13 protein-coding genes are annotated in these 18,696 nt (G+C 70.1%); all 13 read right to left on the reverse strand.

What is annotated here, in order from left to right:
- Positions 1 to 7: 7 nt before the first annotated feature.
- The 13 genes from E2E27_RS01945 to E2E27_RS02005 are packed head-to-tail and all read right to left on the reverse strand — an operon-like array spanning position 8 to position 18,694.
- On the reverse strand, positions 8 to 2,089 hold the full coding sequence (locus E2E27_RS01945) for a hypothetical protein (RefSeq protein ID WP_141457437.1): 2,082 nt from the start codon (positions 2,087 to 2,089) through the stop codon (positions 8 to 10).
- Positions 2,086 to 4,650, reverse strand: coding sequence for a putative baseplate assembly protein (locus E2E27_RS01950; protein ID WP_141457438.1), 2,565 nt, complete (start codon positions 4,648 to 4,650; stop codon positions 2,086 to 2,088). The genes E2E27_RS01945 and E2E27_RS01950 overlap by 4 nt, the downstream gene beginning before the upstream one ends.
- The gene (locus E2E27_RS01955) at positions 4,647 to 7,169 is read right to left on the reverse strand and encodes a baseplate J/gp47 family protein (protein WP_141457439.1); all 2,523 of its coding nucleotides are present in this window, start codon (positions 7,167 to 7,169) and stop codon (positions 4,647 to 4,649) included. The genes E2E27_RS01950 and E2E27_RS01955 overlap by 4 nt, the downstream gene beginning before the upstream one ends.
- A complete protein-coding gene (locus E2E27_RS01960; RefSeq protein WP_141457440.1) occupies positions 7,166 to 7,525 on the reverse strand; it encodes a GPW/gp25 family protein in 360 nt (119 codons plus the stop codon). The genes E2E27_RS01955 and E2E27_RS01960 overlap by 4 nt, the downstream gene beginning before the upstream one ends.
- Positions 7,522 to 7,830 carry a hypothetical protein gene (locus E2E27_RS01965; RefSeq protein ID WP_141457441.1) on the reverse strand — a complete coding sequence of 103 codons (309 nt, stop codon included), beginning with the start codon at positions 7,828 to 7,830 and terminating at the stop codon, positions 7,522 to 7,524. The genes E2E27_RS01960 and E2E27_RS01965 overlap by 4 nt, the downstream gene beginning before the upstream one ends.
- Positions 7,830 to 8,321, reverse strand: a complete 492-nt coding sequence (locus E2E27_RS01970; protein WP_141457442.1) for a phage baseplate assembly protein V — start codon at positions 8,319 to 8,321, stop codon at positions 7,830 to 7,832. Before E2E27_RS01970 ends, E2E27_RS01965 begins: the two co-directional genes overlap by 1 nt.
- Positions 8,318 to 9,460 (reverse strand): hypothetical protein, encoded by a 1,143-nt coding sequence (locus E2E27_RS01975; protein ID WP_141457443.1) that lies wholly within the window; start codon positions 9,458 to 9,460, stop codon positions 8,318 to 8,320. The genes E2E27_RS01970 and E2E27_RS01975 overlap by 4 nt, the downstream gene beginning before the upstream one ends.
- Positions 9,457 to 9,759 (reverse strand): hypothetical protein, encoded by a 303-nt coding sequence (locus tag E2E27_RS01980; RefSeq protein WP_141457444.1) that lies wholly within the window; start codon positions 9,757 to 9,759, stop codon positions 9,457 to 9,459. The genes E2E27_RS01975 and E2E27_RS01980 overlap by 4 nt, the downstream gene beginning before the upstream one ends.
- Positions 9,760 to 9,776: 17 nt before the next feature.
- Positions 9,777 to 10,427 (reverse strand): hypothetical protein, encoded by a 651-nt coding sequence (locus tag E2E27_RS01985; RefSeq protein WP_199799088.1) that lies wholly within the window; start codon positions 10,425 to 10,427, stop codon positions 9,777 to 9,779.
- Positions 10,427 to 15,226 (reverse strand): eCIS core domain-containing protein, encoded by a 4,800-nt coding sequence (locus E2E27_RS01990; RefSeq protein WP_141457446.1) that lies wholly within the window; start codon positions 15,224 to 15,226, stop codon positions 10,427 to 10,429. The genes E2E27_RS01985 and E2E27_RS01990 overlap by 1 nt, the downstream gene beginning before the upstream one ends.
- Entirely contained in the window at positions 15,223 to 15,483 is a 261-nt protein-coding gene (locus E2E27_RS01995) for a hypothetical protein (protein WP_141457447.1), read from the reverse strand. Before E2E27_RS01995 ends, E2E27_RS01990 begins: the two co-directional genes overlap by 4 nt.
- A complete protein-coding gene (locus tag E2E27_RS02000; protein ID WP_141457448.1) occupies positions 15,480 to 17,372 on the reverse strand; it encodes an ATP-binding protein in 1,893 nt (630 codons plus the stop codon). The genes E2E27_RS01995 and E2E27_RS02000 overlap by 4 nt, the downstream gene beginning before the upstream one ends.
- Positions 17,369 to 18,694, reverse strand: coding sequence for a Pvc16 family protein (locus tag E2E27_RS02005; RefSeq protein WP_141457449.1), 1,326 nt, complete (start codon positions 18,692 to 18,694; stop codon positions 17,369 to 17,371). The genes E2E27_RS02000 and E2E27_RS02005 overlap by 4 nt, the downstream gene beginning before the upstream one ends.
- Positions 18,695 to 18,696: the final 2 nt, after the last annotated feature.

The following is an 18,696-nucleotide window of genomic DNA, read 5'->3' on the forward strand; positions in this document are numbered from 1 at the left end:
GTGTCTCCTATCCGTTCATCAAGAGTGTTGCGGTGGTCATGCCGAAGGGCACCCATTCGGGCAGTTCCCGATCGAGCGCCTGCTTGCGTCTGTGCCAGCTGAGGGTGTTCATCACGCCCATCTCGCCGCCGTTCTCGGCTCCGAGCGTGATGCCCTGCGGATTGGTGGCGATCAGCGTGGCATAGGCGGGATCACCATAAGTGAGCGACGCGAAGACCGGCGCCATCGGGGCCGGATCGCCATGCGCGGGATAGCAGCGATAGCGCCGCGGCGTGCGCGATCCGCGCGGCAGCGCGCTGAAGCGCAGGCAGCCCGATTGGGTGCGCGCCACATCGACCGGCGCACCGGCATTGCTGCGACCGGGCCGCACCGCGAACAGGCAGTCGCTCACCTCGCCCATGCCGAGCAGGCGGATATCGCCGATAAAGGTCGCGCGCTCGGCAGAGAGCGTCCCGGCCTGCGTGCCGTCGCCCGCGGCCAGCGCGGGCGCGTCGGGATCGGCGCTGTCGATCACGCTGTCGATGACGTCGATCACCGTGCCCGCCGCTACCCGCAGGCGGCCCACGATCGAGCGCTCGATCCGCACCCGGCAGCCGGGATCGCGGACTTCGATGACGGTGGTTTCGGGGTCGAAGGTGCAATCGGCGATCAGCAGATCGTCGACCCCGGCGGCCGCAATTGTGAGCGTGCCGCCGAACAGCCGCAGCCCGCGCAGTTCGAGGCTGGCGCCCGCGCCGCCGCTGATCGTCCAACCGCCCGCAAGGTCGAGCGTCGGCCAGATCCCCTCGCCCGACCACAGCTGCGCCTGCACACCCGCCGCAATCGCGCTCGCCGCCGGCAGGTCGAGCGTTCCGCCGAAGCGGATGCTGACGCGCGGGCGGGCGGTCAGGTTGCCGAGCGCAGTGGCGAGCGCCGCGCTGGCCGCCGCGCCGTCCTGGTTCTGCGCGATGATCGCGGGCGAACGGAAGAGAATATCCACCGGCGCGGTGAAGTCGCCCCCGCCGAACGGCACCGCCTGCCCATAGGCATAGCGCACCCGTATCGTCGCCGGATCGATCCCCGCGCCGCCGCCCGGCAGCAGCATCCGCCCGCGCTGCGGGTCGATCAGCAGGCAGGTGGGATGCGCCACCATCCCGCGGCGGTTCCATTCCGTGCCGGCAGCGTCGCGGTCGGCCAGGTCGCAGAAGCAGATGTCCGCCAGCGCCCGGCGGGTTCCGGCGATGAACACCTCGACGCTGTTGCCCGAGCCGTAATAGACCCCCGGATTGCGGTGTGCGTCGGACAGCGGGATCGGCCCCGGCATCGCGCCGGGGGGCAGGCGGCTCTGGTCGGGATCGTCGGCCTCCGGCGTCCGCCACAGCGCGATGTCGCGCCCCAGCGGCGAGAAACGCAGCCGCCCCGCCTGACCGCCCGTGACCGGCACCGGCACCACCTCCCAGTGCGGGCGCGCCGGGATGTTCCAGACGCGCACCCCGGCATTGCCGTAGGCGAAGCGCCCGCCCTCGCGCATGTCGCGCACCTCCCAGCTGTGCTGGTCGTGATGATCGGGCAGCAGCCGCGCACGCCCGGCCTCGCCATTGATCACCGCACTGACGGTGGCGACCGGCCGGGGGAAGTCGAGATTATAGGCGGTGGCGACGAAATCGCGGTATTCGATCGCCTCGGCAGGGGCGGCGGCGATCGCCCCCGCCAGCCGCGCCAGCGCGAGCGCGGTGCCCTTGGCGCGGCGGTTGGCGATGGTTTCGGCCACCTGCCGCCGGGCCGAGCGGACATCGCCGACATCGATGATCCGCGCGCCGACCAGCGCACCGATATAGGGCACGACCCAATCGGCGCAGGTTTCGATGAACTGATCCTCGTAAAGCGCATCGACCTCCGCCTCGAGCGCATCGAACTGCGCGCCGAGGATGGCGAGGAAGCTCGTCAGCGGCCCCTGCGGCGGATCGCTGATGGGATCGGGGATGGGCAGGCCAAGCGCTGCCGCAAGCGCCGCCGCCTGTTCGGCATCGCGCATCCGGAACATCGCCGGGAGCAGCGCCAGCAGGCGCTCTGCGGCGGGCAGCAGGCGCGGATCGACGGGGGCGCTCATGGCAGCACCCTCAAGTCGGCGCCGCCGGGGTGGAGCGTCAGGATTTCCGCCGCGAGCAGTCCCGTGGTTCCGCGGTGGCCCGAACGCGGCAGCGCGGCTGTCAGCGATACCGCATTGCCACTGCCCTCGCTGCGGTGGAAGGCGTCGAGATCGAGCCAGTCGACCCCTGGCACCCCCTGGATCACCGCGATCACCTCGGACCGGGCGACTGGCTGGCCGAGATTACGGGCGGCAAAGCCGAAGGCGGCGGCGAGCCGGGCCTGCGCCTCGGCCAGCACCATGTCGCTCTGATGGGTCGGCAGCACCTTTATCGAGGCGGTCAGCCGGAAGGTGGCGGGGCGATGGTTGGCGACCGTGATGGCAATCGCCCGGTCGGACACGTCGGCGATGGCACCCCGAAGATTGTCGATGTCGCGCGTCTCCAGCGGCGCGCCATTGGTGCCGGCGACGGTCAGCAGCACCGCGCGCTGGGTGCCGGTCCAGCACCAGATCGCATGGGCCTTGGCCACGCCGATGAAGGCGCGGGCGAAATCGGCATAGTCGGTCAGCGTGACGATCCGGCCCAGCGTCATCACCGAAAGCGGTGCGTTGCGGCGCGCATTCTCGATCGTCTCGCCATCCGCCGCGCCGGTCGCGGGCAGCGGGTTGACCGCCGACTTGACCCCCTGCGGCGCGCCCGCCAGCAGGGTGAGTTGCCCTGCGCGCACCATCCCCGTCTGGCCCAGCCCCTTGCGCCAGGTGGCGATCACATTGTTGATGCCGGTGGGCAGGCGGCGGCCATTGGTGCCGTCACCGAACTGCACCAGCGTGCTGCCATCCTCCTGATGCTTGAGCGCATAGACCGCATCTTGCGGTCCGGCATCGCGCAGCGAGGGGATCTCGCGCCACAGCAGCCCGTCGACCCGTATTTCCAGCGCCGCCGCGACCCCGGTGGGCGAGGGCGAGCCGACGTGCGTGAGCGGCTTGACCGGCAGCACGAAGGCCTGCCCGCCAAGCGAGGCATTGCCATGGCCGATCGCGCGCGCCTCGGTCTCGCCATGGGTCGCGAGCGCGACATTGGCGTTGATCCGTACCGTGCCGCGCTTGAACGGGCCGACGACCGCGCTTTCCAGCTCCAGCACGGTGTGCGCATCGACCAGTGCGACCGACTCGATCACGTGCAGCTCGCTTTCGACCACGCCTTCCAGATCCTCGCGCTCGCCGGTGACGAACACCGGGCGGCCGGGTTCGAGGCCGGGGTAGTAGGTGTCGAGCGGCAGGGTCGATCCCGCCACCGCCTCGGTCACGGGCAGCGGTGCGAGCGGCAGTTCGACACTGTCGATCAGCACCGCGATATCGGTCGTCAGCTTGTCGGTGAGACTGGCTGGCGGATCGGCATCGAGCGTGATCCGCGTGGTGCGCGCGGTCAGCTTGCCGTGACGATGCGTGGCGGTCAGCACGCCGGCGACACGGGTGATGAACGGCGTGCCCGAAGTCGGCACGAAGGCCACCCAGCCCCCTTCGCGCAAGTCCGGCAGATCGACGTCGAGCGGCACCGAACGCCCGTTAAGCATCGCGCCGAAGGTCGGCGGCTCGCCGAGTTCGGCAGGCTCGGGACGGATCGCCACGGGGACATTGTGGCCGAAGACCCCGGCCCGCGCACGGAAGCGGAACAGCCCGGTGTCGGGCGGAAGGGGCGGGTCGTAGTTCGCCACCTGCAGGTGGATCGCCAGTTGCATCACGTTCAGCCCGCTGCCCGCCGCGCTCGCTTCGAATGCCGTCTGGCTCCAGCTGTTGGCGATCAGCGTGCTTTCGACCATGTCCTGCGCGAGATGGATCGAGGGGAAGATGCTGCCCTGATGCAGGATTTCGAACCATGGAAAGGTGATTTCGGGCCGCGGCGGGTTCAGCGCCATGTCGATCCGGGTGCGGTTGGCGGGGGCATCGGTGGTGACGTTTGCCACCCGGTGCAGCGTCGGCGTTACGCCGGCCTGCGCTGCGAGCAGCAGCCAGTCGCCGCGCCGCGCATCGTTCAGCACGCCTTCGCACAGCGCGCTTTGCGCAGCCGTGATGTCGGTGAAGGTCTGCGGACGGCTGAGGCGCGGCAGCATCGCGTTCAAATGCGGGCGCGCGGTGATCGCCTCGATCGTTTCGAAGGTGGCGATGGTCTCGCCCGGGCCGGGCACGCTCTTGATCCGAACCCCGACCGGGATCGGCACCTCCAGCGGCGCCCCCGCCGCCGTCTCCAGCGTGAAGGCGATCCACGCCTCGGCCGCCTTGCCGGGGCGCAATTCGTAATCGATCAGCCGCGCCAGCGAGCGGAGCGACCGCCGCTCGACCGCGGTGGGCAGATAGCTCTCGTTGACGATGCGCTCGGCATAGAAGCTCAGCACATCGCCGGTGATCGCCCAAGCATCGATCAGCGCGATGCTCGGATCGGCCGGATCGCGGGTGTTGAGATCGCGCAGCCAGTCGCGGTTGCGCGAGAGCGCGTCGAGCATTTCCGCCCGCGCGGTGCCGTAGCGCACAGACCGGTAGGCCACGCTTGTCAGGCCGGGCGCATTGTCTGCGGGCACGCTCATCGTCCGCCCTCCATCATGAAGGTAACCGTCCCGCGATCCGGGAAATTGGGGTCATTGGCGAGCAGCGGGATCTCGTAATCGCCGACCAGCAGCTGCCCGGTTTCCAGCGCGTCGTCGCTCGCGCCCGCGATGCCCTGCCGCCGCAGCCGCGTGACATCGACATGGCGCACCCCGTCCACCGCCTGCGCCGCGGCATAGAGGCGCGAGAGCAGCAGCGGCGTGCCGAAGCTGAAGCTGTCGGGATGGAACAGGCCGGTGCTGCCATCGGCGAACCGCCCGCTCGAGAAGACCTGAAGCAGCCGCTCGTGCACCTTGTCGCGCAGCGCCTGCGGCCTGACGCAGACGCGCATCGCCAGCTCCAGCGGGACCATCACCGGGGTGCGGAATTCGAGCACGTGCCCCGCCAGCCGGTAAGGTTCGAGCAGCCGCCGCAGCCGCGCCTCGACCGCATCGGTCAGCGCCGCGCCGTTCGCCAGATCGACCAGCAGCACGATCGCCCGCTCCGCCCCGGTCCAGCGCTCGATACCGTGGGCGTTGGTCACGTCGGGATCGTCGAGCAGGCGCTTCGCATAGTCCTGCGGGGTGACCGCGCGGCGCGGATCGCGGAAGTCGAGCGGCGCGCGCAGCCGGGCCTCTGCGATGCTCTCGGGATCGCGGCCGCCGGTGGCGGGCAGGGGATTGCGGATCGCTGCGATATTGGCGGCCTGCCCGGAAAAGCCCGTGACCAGCGCGCCATCGAGCCCGATATGGGCGTCGGTCAGCAGGTGGCTGATGCTCTCCGCCCCGACATTGCCGATCGACCCGCCGCCGATGCGGTAGCGCAGGTCGAAGGCGGTGTCGGGTTCGGGGATGCGCCCGCTGATCCCGTCGCCGGTGCGAAGCACGCCCCGGCCAAGATCGTCGACGTCGAGCGCCAGCACCCGGCTGTCGGCGCGGGCATCGAACATCTCGGGCACCAGTTCCCACACCGGATCGCCGCCCGCGCCGACATCCTGTCGCGCGTCGATCCGCGCGGCGGCGCGGGACGGGTCGGCGACCAGCATGGCTTGCGCGGATTCCTCGGCACGCGGGGTGGGCAGGGCGAAGGCAACGGGGGTCTGGGAGAGGGTCATGAACACCCGCCGCCGGCCCGGCGCGCGCAGCGGTTTGATACTGTCGTATCCGCGCCCTTCGCCGTGGTCGACCAGCACCATGTTGCCGCGCGCGACGGCGGTCGGCTGCACGCTCCCGATCGCCAGCCCCTCGATCGAATCGAGCGCCGCGACTCGCGCCAACGGCAGGGCAAAGGGCAGCGCGTCGGCGGGCGACCAGGCGACATGGAGCAACTGGAGCGGCACCGGATTGCCCCCGCCATCGACCGCGCCGACCGGATCGCTGCCCGCCTGCCGCTGCGTGATCCGCACCACGTGCCGCCGCGCGGGATCGGGGCTGGCATTGCCGTTTGTGTCGAGCACTTCCTCGATCAGCAGCAGATCGCCCACCGCCAGCGTCAACGCGCCGTCGGGATCGGCGAGCGCCATGCCGGTAGTGCCGCGCGGCAATTCGGAAAGGCCCCCGGCATAGTCATGGATCTCGATGCGGTTGTGCGCCGAAGTCAGTTGGGCGGGCAGCACCGCTTCGAACACCTGCGCCCCGCCAACACGCGCCTCGCCCGCGTGGCGCGCATCGGGGCCTGCGGGCGGCAGCGTCGTCCAGGCGGTCAGGAACCGCGCGCCCGGATTGATCCCGGCGACATTGGCAGGCCGCCCCGGCCCCGGCGGCGTCATCCGCACATGCACGAAGGCGCGGGCGCTGCAGCCATCGCTCATATGGTAATCGACCAGCCTTGCATGGCGCTTGGCCGAGATCCGCATCCGCGCGGTATCCAGCGTCGCCTCGGTCGCAACGCTGTCCTGCGCATAGGCGAGCCGGTCGGCGAGGTGCGCCAGCATCTCGATCAGCGTGACCTCCGCCGAGGCTGGGCCGGGATCGCGCCAGCCGGAGCTGAGCGCGGCGAAGCGATCCAGCATGAGACGGCGGAAGCCCGCGTAATCGCGCGCGAGATAGTCGATCGCTGCCTGCGCCAGCGGAGCCTCGTCGGCGGGATCGGGCGTCTCGCAATCGAAATTCTGCGCGCATTGCAGCCGGAACCCGACCGGGATTGCTGACAACAGCGGATCGAACCCCGGCAGCGGCACGCCGCCGCGCTCGAGGCGCAGGGTGTAGAGCGAAAAATCCCCGCGCCGCGGCACGCGCACGGTGAGCACCCGGCCCGATGCGGTCACGCCGCCCTCCGCCACCGCCACGGTCGGGCGGCGCTGGCCGCCGCTGATGGCAATGTCGGTATCGCGCACCCGCGCAGGCCCGCTGGTCGCGGCATCGAACACCAGTTCGAGCCTGAGATCGACCGCTTCGCCCCCGGCCTCGATCACCTCGACCGCGATGATTCCGTTGGTGGGCGTCGCGCCGGGCACGGCGGCGGCGGCGCGCAGCAGCTCCGCGCGGGCCTGACGGCGCGGATCGCCCGACGGCCAGCTCATGACACCGGCCTCGACAGGCTGATCTGCTGGCTTTCGCCGGTGCTCTTGAGCCGGTAGGTCAGGTCGATCACCAGCGTCGCATCCTCGCTGCGCACGGACAGTTCCTCCAGCGTCATCACCTCCGACAGCCAGCGCTGCACCGCACCGCGCACGGTCATGTCGACCGACAGCGCCAAGTCGGGCGAATTGCCGAGGAACAGCAACTGGTTGAGCCCGCAGCCGAAATCGGGTCGATTGACGCGCTCGCCCGGCACGGTGAACAGCACCTGTTCGAGCATGTCGCGCACATGGCCGGCATCATCGCTGAGCGCGGTGCGGCCGAGTTCGGCGCGGTAGGGGTGGGCCATCCAGTTCATGTCGCCATCACCCGCATCTGCCCGGCGACCACCACGCCGGGGCCGATTCCCATCGGCACGCTGGTCTGGACCAGCACCGGCACCCCGCCCGCCTTGACCCGCACCGCGGGCACGCTCCAGGTGAGCGTGGTGCAGGGGGTGGAGGGCACCGAGGTCAGCGCGCAGCCGGCGACAACGTGCTGGTCTGATGCGACTGCGACCGGCGCGCTGCTGATGCGCACGCGCAGATTGGTCGGCACGTGCGTCGCGCTGCCCGCATGGCCGCACATCACGGTGGTCTGGCTGGTTATCACGGGCGTTCCCATCAGATCACCTCCAATGCGCCATTGTTGATGCTGACCTGCGGCCCGGTCATCGCGATCTTGGCACCCATGCCGTTGTCGATCTCGATCCCCGTCGGCCCCATCGTGATCTTTGCGCCGGTCGCGGTCTTGATCTCCAGCATCGCCGCGCCGGGCAGATCGGTGATCGTCGCGGTCAGCCCGTCGCACTGGAACACCCGCATGGTCGGCACGGCGGGGCTGGCGGGCGGCATCGAGGTGCTGCTCCAGAAGCCCCCCATCCACACCGGATCGCTGCTGTTGCCGCCTTCGAACATGATCCACACGTCGGCCCCGATCGGCGGCAGCGAGAACCCGCCGACCCCGCTTCCGGCATAGGGCACGCAGGGCAGCGCCCACGAAAGCTCCGAGGCGCCCGGCACCCCCGGCACCGACACCGCCAGCCGCCCGAGCATCAGCGGGTCGATATTGTTCTGCACCTTGCCGCGGTACAGGCCGGGATAGGCGCCGCTCATGGCATCACCACCGGGGTCGTGGTGCCGGTGCCCTCGCGGCTGAGTTTGAACTGCTGCTTGTATTCGCCGCGCATGATCACGTGCTTGACCTCCTCGACGAAGAAGAAGCCGCTATGAGCCCGGCCCGCGCCGCGCACGCCGACCAGCTGGCGCGGCTGGAGCACCTTGCCGTAGCGGCTGCCATCGAGCTCGCCCTCGGCGGTCAGCACCTGCGCCGAGGCCTCGGATGCCGCCTGCGCCTCGGCCAGCGCGGCTGCCGCAGTGCGCGCGCCTTCGGGACGGTAGGATCGCACCCCGGCAACCTCGGGGTTGAGGATCGCCGGTTCGGTCGCCAGCGGGACGGTCAAAGGCGGCACGGATTCGACCGGGACGCTGGTGCCTGTCGCGCGGTCCTGCACCGCGCCGCTCACCCGGTGCGCGTCGCTGGCGTTGTTCTGGAAGTTGATCGAGACGAGGTTGCTGTCCGGCCCCATGTTGAGCGTCAGCGCCGATTGCGGCAGGCCCAGTCGCGGCTGCGGGCCGAAATAGGCGGTGTTGGTGCCCGGCACCGGCCCCGGCGTCATCGTGAAGATGCACCCATTCTCGCTCGCCAGCCGGTTGAGGAAGCCGAGATCGGTCTCGTGCTGCGTCACGATCCGGTCGATCGGCAGGGGGATATCGGTCGGCACCGGCGGCACGATCATCGGGATCACGCCGTATCGCGCATATTTGGCGAGCACGAGCGGCACGATCGCGGCGACCGGCAGGCCGGGATATTCGGTCGACACCTCCTCGCGGTCCATCGCCTGCCGGATGTCGAGCGCGGTCACCGCCAGCGTTCCATCGCCCTGCCCCTGCCCCGGGTTCAGCTGCACCTGCGTGATCAGCCCGTCGAACAGCACATTGGGCAGCACCCCCAGCGTCAGCACGATGATGATCCGCGATCCCGCCATCAGGCCCGGCAGATTCATCAGCGGATAGTCCATCACCTCAGCGAGGGTCGCGCCCCGGCCCGCCTTGAACTGGATCTGCAGGGCCGAAGGATCGCGCGTCACCGAGGCGACCTCCAGCTTGTCGAGCGCGTTCAGCGCCATCTCTGGCAGCGGCAGCGGCACGCCGGGCCCGGCCAGGATCGTCAGGTGGGTGCCGAACAGGCTCATGATCCCGCCTCCGGCAGCGCGATGATCAGCCGCTGGCCTTCGGGCTGCTCCAGCGCTTCGGGGTGGATCACGCGGTTGGCATCGGCGATGCGCCACCACGCAGTCGGCACGCCAATGGTGCGCGCGGCGAACAGGTCGATCCGCTCGCCCGCCTGCATCGGCACCACCGCCGCCACGGTCATGCGCTCGGGCTCGGGGACGAAGCGGCGCGCGAGATGCACCACGATCCGCCCATCGGGGAGGGTGTGGAAGCGCTGCTCGCTGTTGGCGTAGCGGCCGTCGGGATCGTTGATCGACATGGCTGTGCCCCTCCCCCTCAGATGATCCGCTGCCCGCTGCCGAGCACGGCATCGAGCGAGCCTACGTTGGCGATCTTGGCGAGCACCTCCTTGCTCACCTGATGCGCAAGGCTCAGGTGATGGCCGGGATGCGTGAACTGCAGGTCCGAATAGGTCAGCACCTTGAGCCCGAGTGACACCTTGGCGCGGATCGGCGTGAGGTCGGGGCCGAACTCATCCTCGCTGACACCGAATTCGGCGATCCGCACCGGCACCACCCGGTTGCGCCCGAACACCAGCACGGTGAAGGGGGCCTGCGGCGGAATGATCTCGATCGTGCCGATCTGCGTGAGGATCGTGTTGGCGATGACCAGTGCGCTCGATGGCGTGATCAGCATTTCGAGTGCGGCCAGCTGCGCCGCGACCCCACCGGGCTGGACCGCGTCGCTGCCGCCCATGCCGGCGGTGTCGTCAAACTCGATCTCGAGCTTGATCGTCTCGTTGGGCGCCCCGGCGATGCGGAAAGCTTCCTCCCCCGCACCCTCGCCCCCGCCCGAGGTCCGCGCCTCGAGCGTGCGCGACAGGCTGGCGGGGTTGTACTGGAAGACGATGACGTTGGGCATGGGATCGGGCAGCTTGAAGCTGACAATCGCCCCGCGCAGGGTCTTGGGGGTGAAGGGGGCGGTCATCAGGCAGCTCTCCCCAACACGTTTCGGGCGGTCTGAAAGTCGATGTCCATTTGCGCAGCCGCGCGTCCGGCATTGGTCCTCACGCCGCTGAGCCCGATCCGCGACGCGCTGGCGCTGTTGGTGCTGAAATATTCGTCGTAGGCGTCAATCGCGGCGCTGGCCTCGCCGCGCCACACGGTGCTGTTGGCGAAGGTTCGAATTTGGGTGATCACCGCCTCCACCGCAGCCTTCGACGTTCCGCCCACCGACTTGTTGGCGTCGAAAATTTCGCGGAGCCGGTCGTGCCACGGCCCTTGCCCGATCGTCTGCTGCTGGGGTGTTGCCGTGGCTCCGGCATCGTCTGCCGGGGCGTAGACGGATCCTACGTGGCCCTGGAGCACTGTCACCCGGCGCCCTGCGACCGTGATCGACCGGGTTCCGGTCGAAGGCTTGTAGATCAGCAATTCGGTCGGCGTGCGCCATTCGGTATGGAGCTTGACCCAGAAGGTCGCGGCTTCGATCCCCTCCTCCTCGCGCGCCGTTCGCGCCCGCGCCAGCACTTCGGGGATGTAATTGGTGGGGATCCACTCGTGCATACCGGTCGGCACCCGGAAGCGGGAGGTGATGAATTCCTTGTTCGCGCCGCCAGGAGCCTTCCACAACTCGTCGAACCTTGCCGGGGTGATGGTTCCGACGGTCTGATTGTTACCCATCGCCAGAAGGAAAGCGTGCAGGCCCATATTCGTGATCTGCGTGCGCAGATCGCCATCGACATCGCCGCTGGCATTGAGGGTCGTGGCGGCCTCGGCGGCGGCCTGAGTCAACGCCGTGGCGAGTGCGCCAGATGGGCTGCCCATGTTGTGGTTTTCGAGGATGGCCGTGTGCAGCGCTGCCTTGAGCGCGGCGAATTTGGGCCCTCCCGCGCCGTCGCGAACATTCTGCCGGCACAGCGTGACGATGCGCGGCTTGAGCGCCGCATCGGCAGGCGCAACCGCGTTCTCGAGCGCCGTGCGCGCAAGGCCTCCGAACGTCCGCGACGATTCCAGCGGGTCGAGAAACAGCGCATTGCTGGTCTTGATGCGGGTGCTGACCGCAGCCCAGTCGCGCAGGTTCTGGAGCGTTGCTGCATTTTCGCGCAGGTCGCGGCGGATCATCTCCTGCGCTTGCGGATGCGCGCGAGCTATATCCGCCGCGTAGCGTTCCAGGAACGCGCCCGATGCCGCCGCCATGTCGACATTGTTGAACGCGGTAACAAGCAGCGGACCAAGCTGATCCTCGAGCGAGACGACTTCGGTCGCGGCTCCGGCAGGTGCGGCTGCGGGGGTCGCCGCTCTGCCGGACGCGGGACGCGCACCGGTGTTTCGGGTGGTGCGGGTCGCCTCCGCATCGGCGAGCGGTTCGAGACGGTTGAGGATGGTCCGTGCCGAGCGGATAGCGCCCTGCGCCGCACGCTTTTTGGTTCGGTTCTCTTGCGCATCGGCGAGGCCCTGAAGCGTATCCAGCCACGCCCCCAGCGGGCGCGGGTCGCTGCGCAGCATCACGGTGGCGCCGCCCGGGCCGGTGCGGTCGATGCTGAGGGTGTGGTCTTCGCCCTCGGCCACATCGACTCGCACCGGATGGCCGATTGGCCCGCCTGCCGCCCCCGCAGCCGCCGCGCCACCTGCCGCCGCGTCTGCGCCGCCCGCGGCGCCGCGGCGCAGGCCTAGGGTGGTCAGCACGCGCTCCAGCATCCGGTCGACTGCATCCGCGATCCGCTGCCGCAGGTCGGTGATGATTTGCCGCACCCGCGCCGCCACGCCGGTCACGCCCAGCAGGCTCATCAACAGATCGATGACGACCGGCACGAGGTTGCCCAGCACCTCCTCCACCCGCTGCTTGGCCGGATCGAGCACCCCGTGGGCGATATTGGAGATCGAGGCGACCACCGCCTGCGCGATGCCCATCAGCCGCTGCAACTGCGCGCTGACGAACTGGTAGATGTTCCAGATCGTCATCACCAGCTTGACCAGCGCTCCGACCGGATTGAACAGGCCGGCGAGCCAGCTGATCGAGGCCATTACCACCCGCTCGATCAGGAAGTTGCGTATCGATTCCATCACGCTGTCGCGCAGCGAGGCAAGCGATTCCTGCACGCGCGTCCACAGCCCCTGCCAGCCTTCGGTGATCAGCGTGCCGATCCAGCTCGCCATCATTTCCAGCCGCGCGACGTTCTCCGGGCCGATCAACCGCGCCGCGCGCTCGCGCACGAAATCCCATGTGAGCCCCATGATCTGGCGCACCAGATCGAGCACGGTCCACAGATTCCACTCGTCGGGAATCTGGATATCGCCGAGCGCGCCGGTCAGCCAGCCGATCAATCCGCGCCGCAGGTGCGTGCCGAAATTGTCGGCAAAACGCTCGACCCCGCCGACCAGCGCCGAGATCATGTTGCCCACGAACGCGCCCGGATCGTTGACGATGATGTCGATCGCCTCGCTCGCCTGCGCGATCAGCGCGTGGAAGGCGGCCGGATCGATCCCCAGCACCCGCAGCACCGCATCGAGCACCTGCCGCAGCAAGGCGCCCCAGTCGCCGCTGATCGCCGCCTGCAACACCGCCGCCGCCGCGTTGAAGGCCGCCTGATAGGCATCGAGAATAGCGTTGACCGCGCTGGTCAGCGCCGCCGCGATCGCATTGACCCCGGCGATCAGCGCATTGGCGACCGCATCGATCGCGCTGTTGACCACCGCCACCGCGCTGTCGATCGCGGCAGTCAGGCGGGCTGCGAGTTCGGGGAAGATCTCGCCGATCAGCCCGTCGATCAGGCCCTTCAGCAATTCGCCGAGCGCGCTGACCAAAGCCTGCAAGGCGCGAGAGGCGAGGTCGATCAGCGCGGTGACGGCGGTGCGCGCCAGTTCGATCAGCCCGGTGATCGCCGAGCGCACCAGATCGAAGATGCCGTTGACCAGCGAGACGAGTGCTTCGAAGGCATCGGCGATCCAGCCCGCCGCGCGTTCCCACCAGCTCTGGTTTTCGGCTTCGCGGCGCTTGCGCTCGCGCTCGGCCTCGGCCTTGCGCTCGCCCTCGGCAACCTTGGCGCGGGCTTCGGTCTCGGCCTCATCGTAACGCGCGTCGATTGCGGTCTCGGCGTTGCGGACCTCGGTTTCGGCCTCGGCGCGCTTGGCATCGCGCGCCTGCGCCGCCTGCCCGTTGACCTCGGCCATGGCGGTGTTCTGGTCGTCGACCGTGCGCTGACGTTCGTCTTGAATGACCTGCCGCTGCTCGGTGATGGCATCGCGCTGCTGCTGGTCGGCCTGCTGTTCGGCGGCAACGCGATCGGTCTCGGCCTGCGCGACGGCGGTATCGTGCGCGGTCTGGCGTTCGGCCTCCGCCGTCTGCATCTGGTCGCGCGCGGCGGCGGTGCTGGCGGCCATGTCGGCCCCGGTGGCGGCGTCGAAATCGGCGACCACGGCCTCGGGCAGCGCGAGAGTCTGCAATTTTTCGGCCTCGGGTGCGGGCGTGATCGGCGCGGTGGTTGCCGCCGTCATCTCTGGCGCGGGGGCCTCGGCCGCGAGCGCGCGGGGCATGATCGTCTCCGGCCCCGGCCCGTTGACGACCGCCGCAGCGGCTTCCTGCCTTTGGGTGGACGCCGCCTCGCGCTGCTGCGTCTGCGCATCATCGAGCCGTTCGGGATCATTGGCCCCGTCGCGCGGCACGCCGGCCCGGTCGGTAACGGCGGTCTGAATCCCCGGATTGCCGGTCGCCACTGCGTCGATCTGGTCGTCGACCCGCTCGGGCGTGGCGCTCTCGTTGAAGTGGCGCTCCATTTCGTGATTGAAGGTGGGCGGCACTGCCAGCGTGGGCTGTTCGGGCGGGGCGGGGACATCCACCGTCGGCGCGGCGGCATCGGCGGGGGTGATATCGGGCGCATCGGTGGGGACAGTGATCGGCGGCGGCAATGGGAGCGCGGTGTCCTCGCCCCCCGTTTCCACCGTGATCGCCGGAGTGGCTTCCGCAAGCTTGCCGTGCGCGGTCACGTTGCTCGCCTCAAGCCGGCCTTGCAGCCCGCCCATCGCCGCCGCCTTCTGCGAGGGCGCCATGGTCGCATAGGCATCCATCACCCCCGCCGGGCTTTCGGCATTCGCCATCGCCTCCTGCGCTGCGGCGGCCTCTGCTGCACGCTGCGCTGCGAGGGCGGGGTCGATGGTGGGTTCGACGAATTCGGGCGGGGTGAAGGTGGGGGCAATGTCGGTGTCGCCAGCGGCGGGCGCGGCGGCTTCGGGCGATGCGGCTCCTGCGCTGCCGGAGGGGGCGGACGCATCGCTGCGGGCCGGTTCTTCGCTGCGGGTGGGCACCGGCGGTTCGGCGCTCGTGGTCTCACCCTCGGGCACGGTCCGCCGCAACGCCGCCACACCGGGCGCGACCGGCGTGGCTGTCAGATCGACCGGCCCCGCACCCTCGGCGGCCTGATCGGCGGCGGCCTCGGCACGGCTGTGTTCGGGCAGCACCGGCGCATGGGCGAGCCGCTCCAGCAGCGCCGTAGGTGCAGCGTCTCCGAGCCCCGCCTCGGGCTGCTGCATGGCGTGGGCCAGTTCATGCGCGACAAGATCGCTGCCGACCCGCTCGTGCGGCAGGAAGATCACCCCGTCGATCGCAGCCCCCTGCGCCTGCTTGCGCCGCAGCGACGCCGCCACAGCCGGGCCGATGAACACCGGGACATGCGCCGCGCGCCGACCGAAGCGCGCGATCATCAGCGCGCGGTGCGGCACCTCTGCCCGCCGCACCGCGCGGGTGGCGGCGACATCGGCAGTGCCGGAGCGAAGGCGCGCGCGCAGCTTCATGCCGCTTGCTCCGGCGTGACGAAATGCGCGCGGATCGCAGCGGCCATGGCGGCGGTGTCGATCCCTCCATCGGCCCGGCAATCGAGCGTCAGATCGACCGCATGATCGGGTTGCCGCCACACCAGCCCTTGCGCCAGATCCGCCATCTCCAGCGCTGCCAGCTGCCCGTGGAGATCCGCCGCGACCTGCTCTGCCGAACGGGCATCCAGCCCCGGCAGCACCAGCGTTTCGATCGTGAGGGAGGCGGGCTGTCTCATTCCCAGCTCCTGTGATCGATGTCGCTGAGCGGGCGGCCCAGCTTGACCAGCTCGGCCCGCGCCGCATCGAGGATATGCGCCATGCCCACCGGCGCGGCCGCCGCCGCCGCGCGCAGGCTCGCGCCGATCGCGATGTTGCGGATGTTGCCGCCGGTCAGCGACAGGCGGCCGAGCGCGGCGTGGTCGATCCCCTCGGTCGGGGTCGCTTCGGGGAAGATGCCCTCCCAGATCCGTTGCCGCTCGGCCTGCCCGGGCAGCGGGAACTGCACCATGAAGCGCAACCGCCGCATGAAGGCGGTGTCCAGCCCGTCATCGATATTGGTGGTGAGGATGGTGATGCCGGAATAGCTCTCCATCAGCTGCAGCAGATAACCGACCTCCATGTTGGCATAGCGGTCGTGCGCGTCCCTGACCTCGCTGCGCTTGCCGAACAGCGTGTCGGCCTCGTCGAACAGCAGCACCCCACCACCTGCCTCGGCCGCGGCGAAGACCCGGCGCAGGTTCTTTTCGGTCTCGCCAATATACTTGCTGACCACCGCCGAGACTTCGACCCGGTAAAGATCGAGAGCCAAGGCCTGCGCAATCGCCTCGGCGGCCATGGTCTTGCCCGTGCCGCTTTCGCCCGCGAACAGCGCGGTGACGCCGAGCCCGCGCGCGCCGGTGTCGCCGAAGCCCCACTCGCCCACCACCCGGTGATGCGCGCGACCTGCGCCGATGATCGTGGCGATGGTGGCGGCGGCCTCGTCGGGCAGGACGAGCTGCGAGGCGCGGGCGACGGGCGCGATCCTGTCGACGAAGCCGATGTCGCGCGGGCAGGCCGCCGCACGCGCCGCCGCCCATAGCGCCTCGGGCGCGGCTTCGGCGTGGCTCTGCGCCAGTTCGGCGATCACCTGCGCGGGCAAGTGGAAGCTGTGCGCCAGCCGGTCGATCGCATCGGGGGAGGCAGAAGCGCCCGCCTCACTCAGCACCGCCTGCCATGCCGCGCGCTGCTGCGCCCGGTCGTGGCCGATGGCGAAGCGGCGGCGCGGGGTCAGCTCCAGCCGCGGGGTATCCGTGACCAGCGCGACCGGCCCCGCCCAGCCGCCGACCAGCGGATCGAGCGCCGCCGTGCCCGGCGCATCGTCGACCAGCACCAGCGCGAGGTTGTAAAGCAGCGCATCGCGCAGCCACAGGTCGCGCAGCCGCACCAGCGCCTCGGGATCGTGCGGCAGGCGCGAGAGCGGGATGACAAGGCAACCATGCCCCGCCGCCCGCAGCCCCGCCAGCGCATGCGCCACCCCATCACCGCGCGTGCTGGCGACCAGTTCGATCACCGGCAGGTCGAGCGCCTTGGCACCGGCCCCCTCGCACTGGCGCGCAATCGCTTGCACCAGCGCCGCATCGGTGGCGAGCTGCGCGCCTGCGGGCAGCGGCTGGCTGACCGCGATCAGCTCGGGCGCGATCTGCATGCAGCCGTTGAGGAACAGCAGGACATTGTCGTCGAGCCGGAAGGGCCGCTCGCTGAGGCCGATGCCCGGCACTTCGGCCAGCGCGATCAGCCGCGCGCGGCGCAGCGCGGCATCGGGACGCAGCGCCGCCCAGTCGAGCCCCTCGCACACCCGCATTGCCAGCCCCAGCGTCGGCGGCCCGCTGCCGATCCGGGCAACCAGCGCGGCGGTCTGCCCACAGCATTCGCTGGCCGCGGCGAAGAGCACCGCCGCCCGCTCGCCAGGAGAGAGGCCGAAGCGCAGCGCCAGCATATCGAGCGCCCAGGGCGGCGCCTCCTCGGGCGCGACCGGCTCGGGCTCGGCGCAACCGGCGATTTCGGCGAGGCGCAGATTGATCGCGTCGAGTTCGGGCGCGAGGCGCGGCTGCGCGCTGCCGAGGAAGGGGTGGACGGTCGCGCTCATGCCGGCACCGTTGCGATCGGCCCGTCATAGCCTGCCGCGCCACTCGTTAGGGCGCTCTCCGCCCCGTCGATGATGACCCGCGCCAGATAGGGCCCGGGCGTTACTCCGGCGATGGCGAAAGTGCGGCTGGTGACCGCGGCATCGGCGGTTCCGGGGGCCGGATCGGGGGCCTGAAAGACATAGGCGGGGAAGCGGCCATTGGCGTCGGCGTTCACCGCATTGAGCAGCAGTTCGGCGCGCTGGAGCCGCCCCACCGCCACGGCGAAATGCACGGTGACGGTGAAGCTGACGATCCCGTCCTCGACCGTCCGCCCGCTGAACACGAAGGGATTGGCGGCGCGCAGCACCGGGCGGATGGCGATGGCGACTAGATTGGACTGTTCCACGGGAATCGTCCCCGCACCCGGCGGCGGCAGGGTGCCGACCGGCTTGGGGGTGAGGTGGCGCACCCGCAGTTGCGACAGGCCGGGGCGCAGATCGGCCGGCACCGCCGCCTCCATCGCGTCCGCTGCCATGGTGGTGACGGTCAGCGTACGGTCGCCGATCCACACCTCGGTGACATCCCCAGCGAGCCCGCTGCCCACCAGCCGCAGCCGTTCCCCCGGCGCGGCGAGCGCGCGTTCGGCGAAGGGTTGTGCGGGATCGGCAGGCGCGACCAGCAGCCGGGCGATGAAGGGTGCGCGCAGCAGCGTGAGGCCCAGCCGCCCTTCGCGCACCGGCGGCGCGGAGGCCCGCCGCCGCTGCCGCTCGAGCAGCAGGGTGCTGACCTGATAGGTCATGCCGACCCGAAGGCCGCTGTTCATCATCGACCACAGCTGCGAGAGTCCCTCCAGCTCCAGCGGGGTGGTCGATAGCTTGATCGGCGCGTCCTGATCGGCGAGCTGCTGCACCGCCTGCGGCAAGGGCGAGTTGCCCGGCAGCGCGGAATCCGCCGCCGCCGCTTCCAGCAGGGCCGCGGTCAGCTGCGGGGTCTCGTGCAGCGCCAGCATCCCGAGGCCCAGTGCCAGATCGGGCAGCCCCGCATTGGGCGCATAGGCGGCGAGGAGATAATGCACGTCGAGCGCCAGCAGCGGATCGGCCTGCCGCTCGCCAGCGGCATTGTAGGGCGCGCCGCGGCTGCTCTGCCACCCGGCATTGGGGACGATGCGATAGGGGTAGAGCAGCAAAGTGGCACGGGTGATCGCAGGGGTGCCCATCTGCTCGGGCGCGCGGGTGACGACGTCGATCTGGCCGATCGCTGCGCTGTCCTCCTCGGCGATCACCTGCCGCAGCCGGAACCGCAGCGCGTGCGACAGAGCGGCGATGGCAAGACCCCCCGGCATGG

Source organism: Porphyrobacter sp. YT40, assembly GCF_006542605.1.
In the GTDB taxonomy this organism is placed as follows: domain Bacteria; phylum Pseudomonadota; class Alphaproteobacteria; order Sphingomonadales; family Sphingomonadaceae; genus Erythrobacter.

Bases quoted from the DNA above. Each gene is read 5' to 3' on its own strand.
- E2E27_RS02005 (WP_141457449.1), bottom strand. From the start codon at position 18,694: ATGCCGGGGGGTCTTGCCATCGCCGCTCTGTCGCACGCGCTGCGGTTC.
- E2E27_RS01990 (WP_141457446.1), bottom strand. From the start codon at position 15,226: ATGAAGCTGCGCGCGCGCCTTCGCTCCGGCACTGCCGATGTCGCCGCC.
- E2E27_RS01950 (WP_141457438.1), bottom strand. From the start codon at position 4,650: ATGAGCGTGCCCGCAGACAATGCGCCCGGCCTGACAAGCGTGGCCTAC.
- E2E27_RS01985 (WP_199799088.1), bottom strand. From the start codon at position 10,427: ATGACCGCCCCCTTCACCCCCAAGACCCTGCGCGGGGCGATTGTCAGC.
- E2E27_RS01965 (WP_141457441.1), bottom strand. From the start codon at position 7,830: ATGGGAACGCCCGTGATAACCAGCCAGACCACCGTGATGTGCGGCCAT.
- E2E27_RS01975 (WP_141457443.1), bottom strand. From the start codon at position 9,460: ATGAGCCTGTTCGGCACCCACCTGACGATCCTGGCCGGGCCCGGCGTG.
- E2E27_RS01960 (WP_141457440.1), bottom strand. From the start codon at position 7,525: ATGAACTGGATGGCCCACCCCTACCGCGCCGAACTCGGCCGCACCGCG.
- E2E27_RS01995 (WP_141457447.1), bottom strand. From the start codon at position 15,483: ATGAGACAGCCCGCCTCCCTCACGATCGAAACGCTGGTGCTGCCGGGG.
- E2E27_RS01945 (WP_141457437.1), bottom strand. From the start codon at position 2,089: ATGAGCGCCCCCGTCGATCCGCGCCTGCTGCCCGCCGCAGAGCGCCTG.
- E2E27_RS01970 (WP_141457442.1), bottom strand. From the start codon at position 8,321: ATGAGCGGCGCCTATCCCGGCCTGTACCGCGGCAAGGTGCAGAACAAT.
- E2E27_RS02000 (WP_141457448.1), bottom strand. From the start codon at position 17,372: ATGAGCGCGACCGTCCACCCCTTCCTCGGCAGCGCGCAGCCGCGCCTC.
- E2E27_RS01980 (WP_141457444.1), bottom strand. From the start codon at position 9,759: ATGTCGATCAACGATCCCGACGGCCGCTACGCCAACAGCGAGCAGCGC.
- E2E27_RS01955 (WP_141457439.1), bottom strand. From the start codon at position 7,169: ATGAGCTGGCCGTCGGGCGATCCGCGCCGTCAGGCCCGCGCGGAGCTG.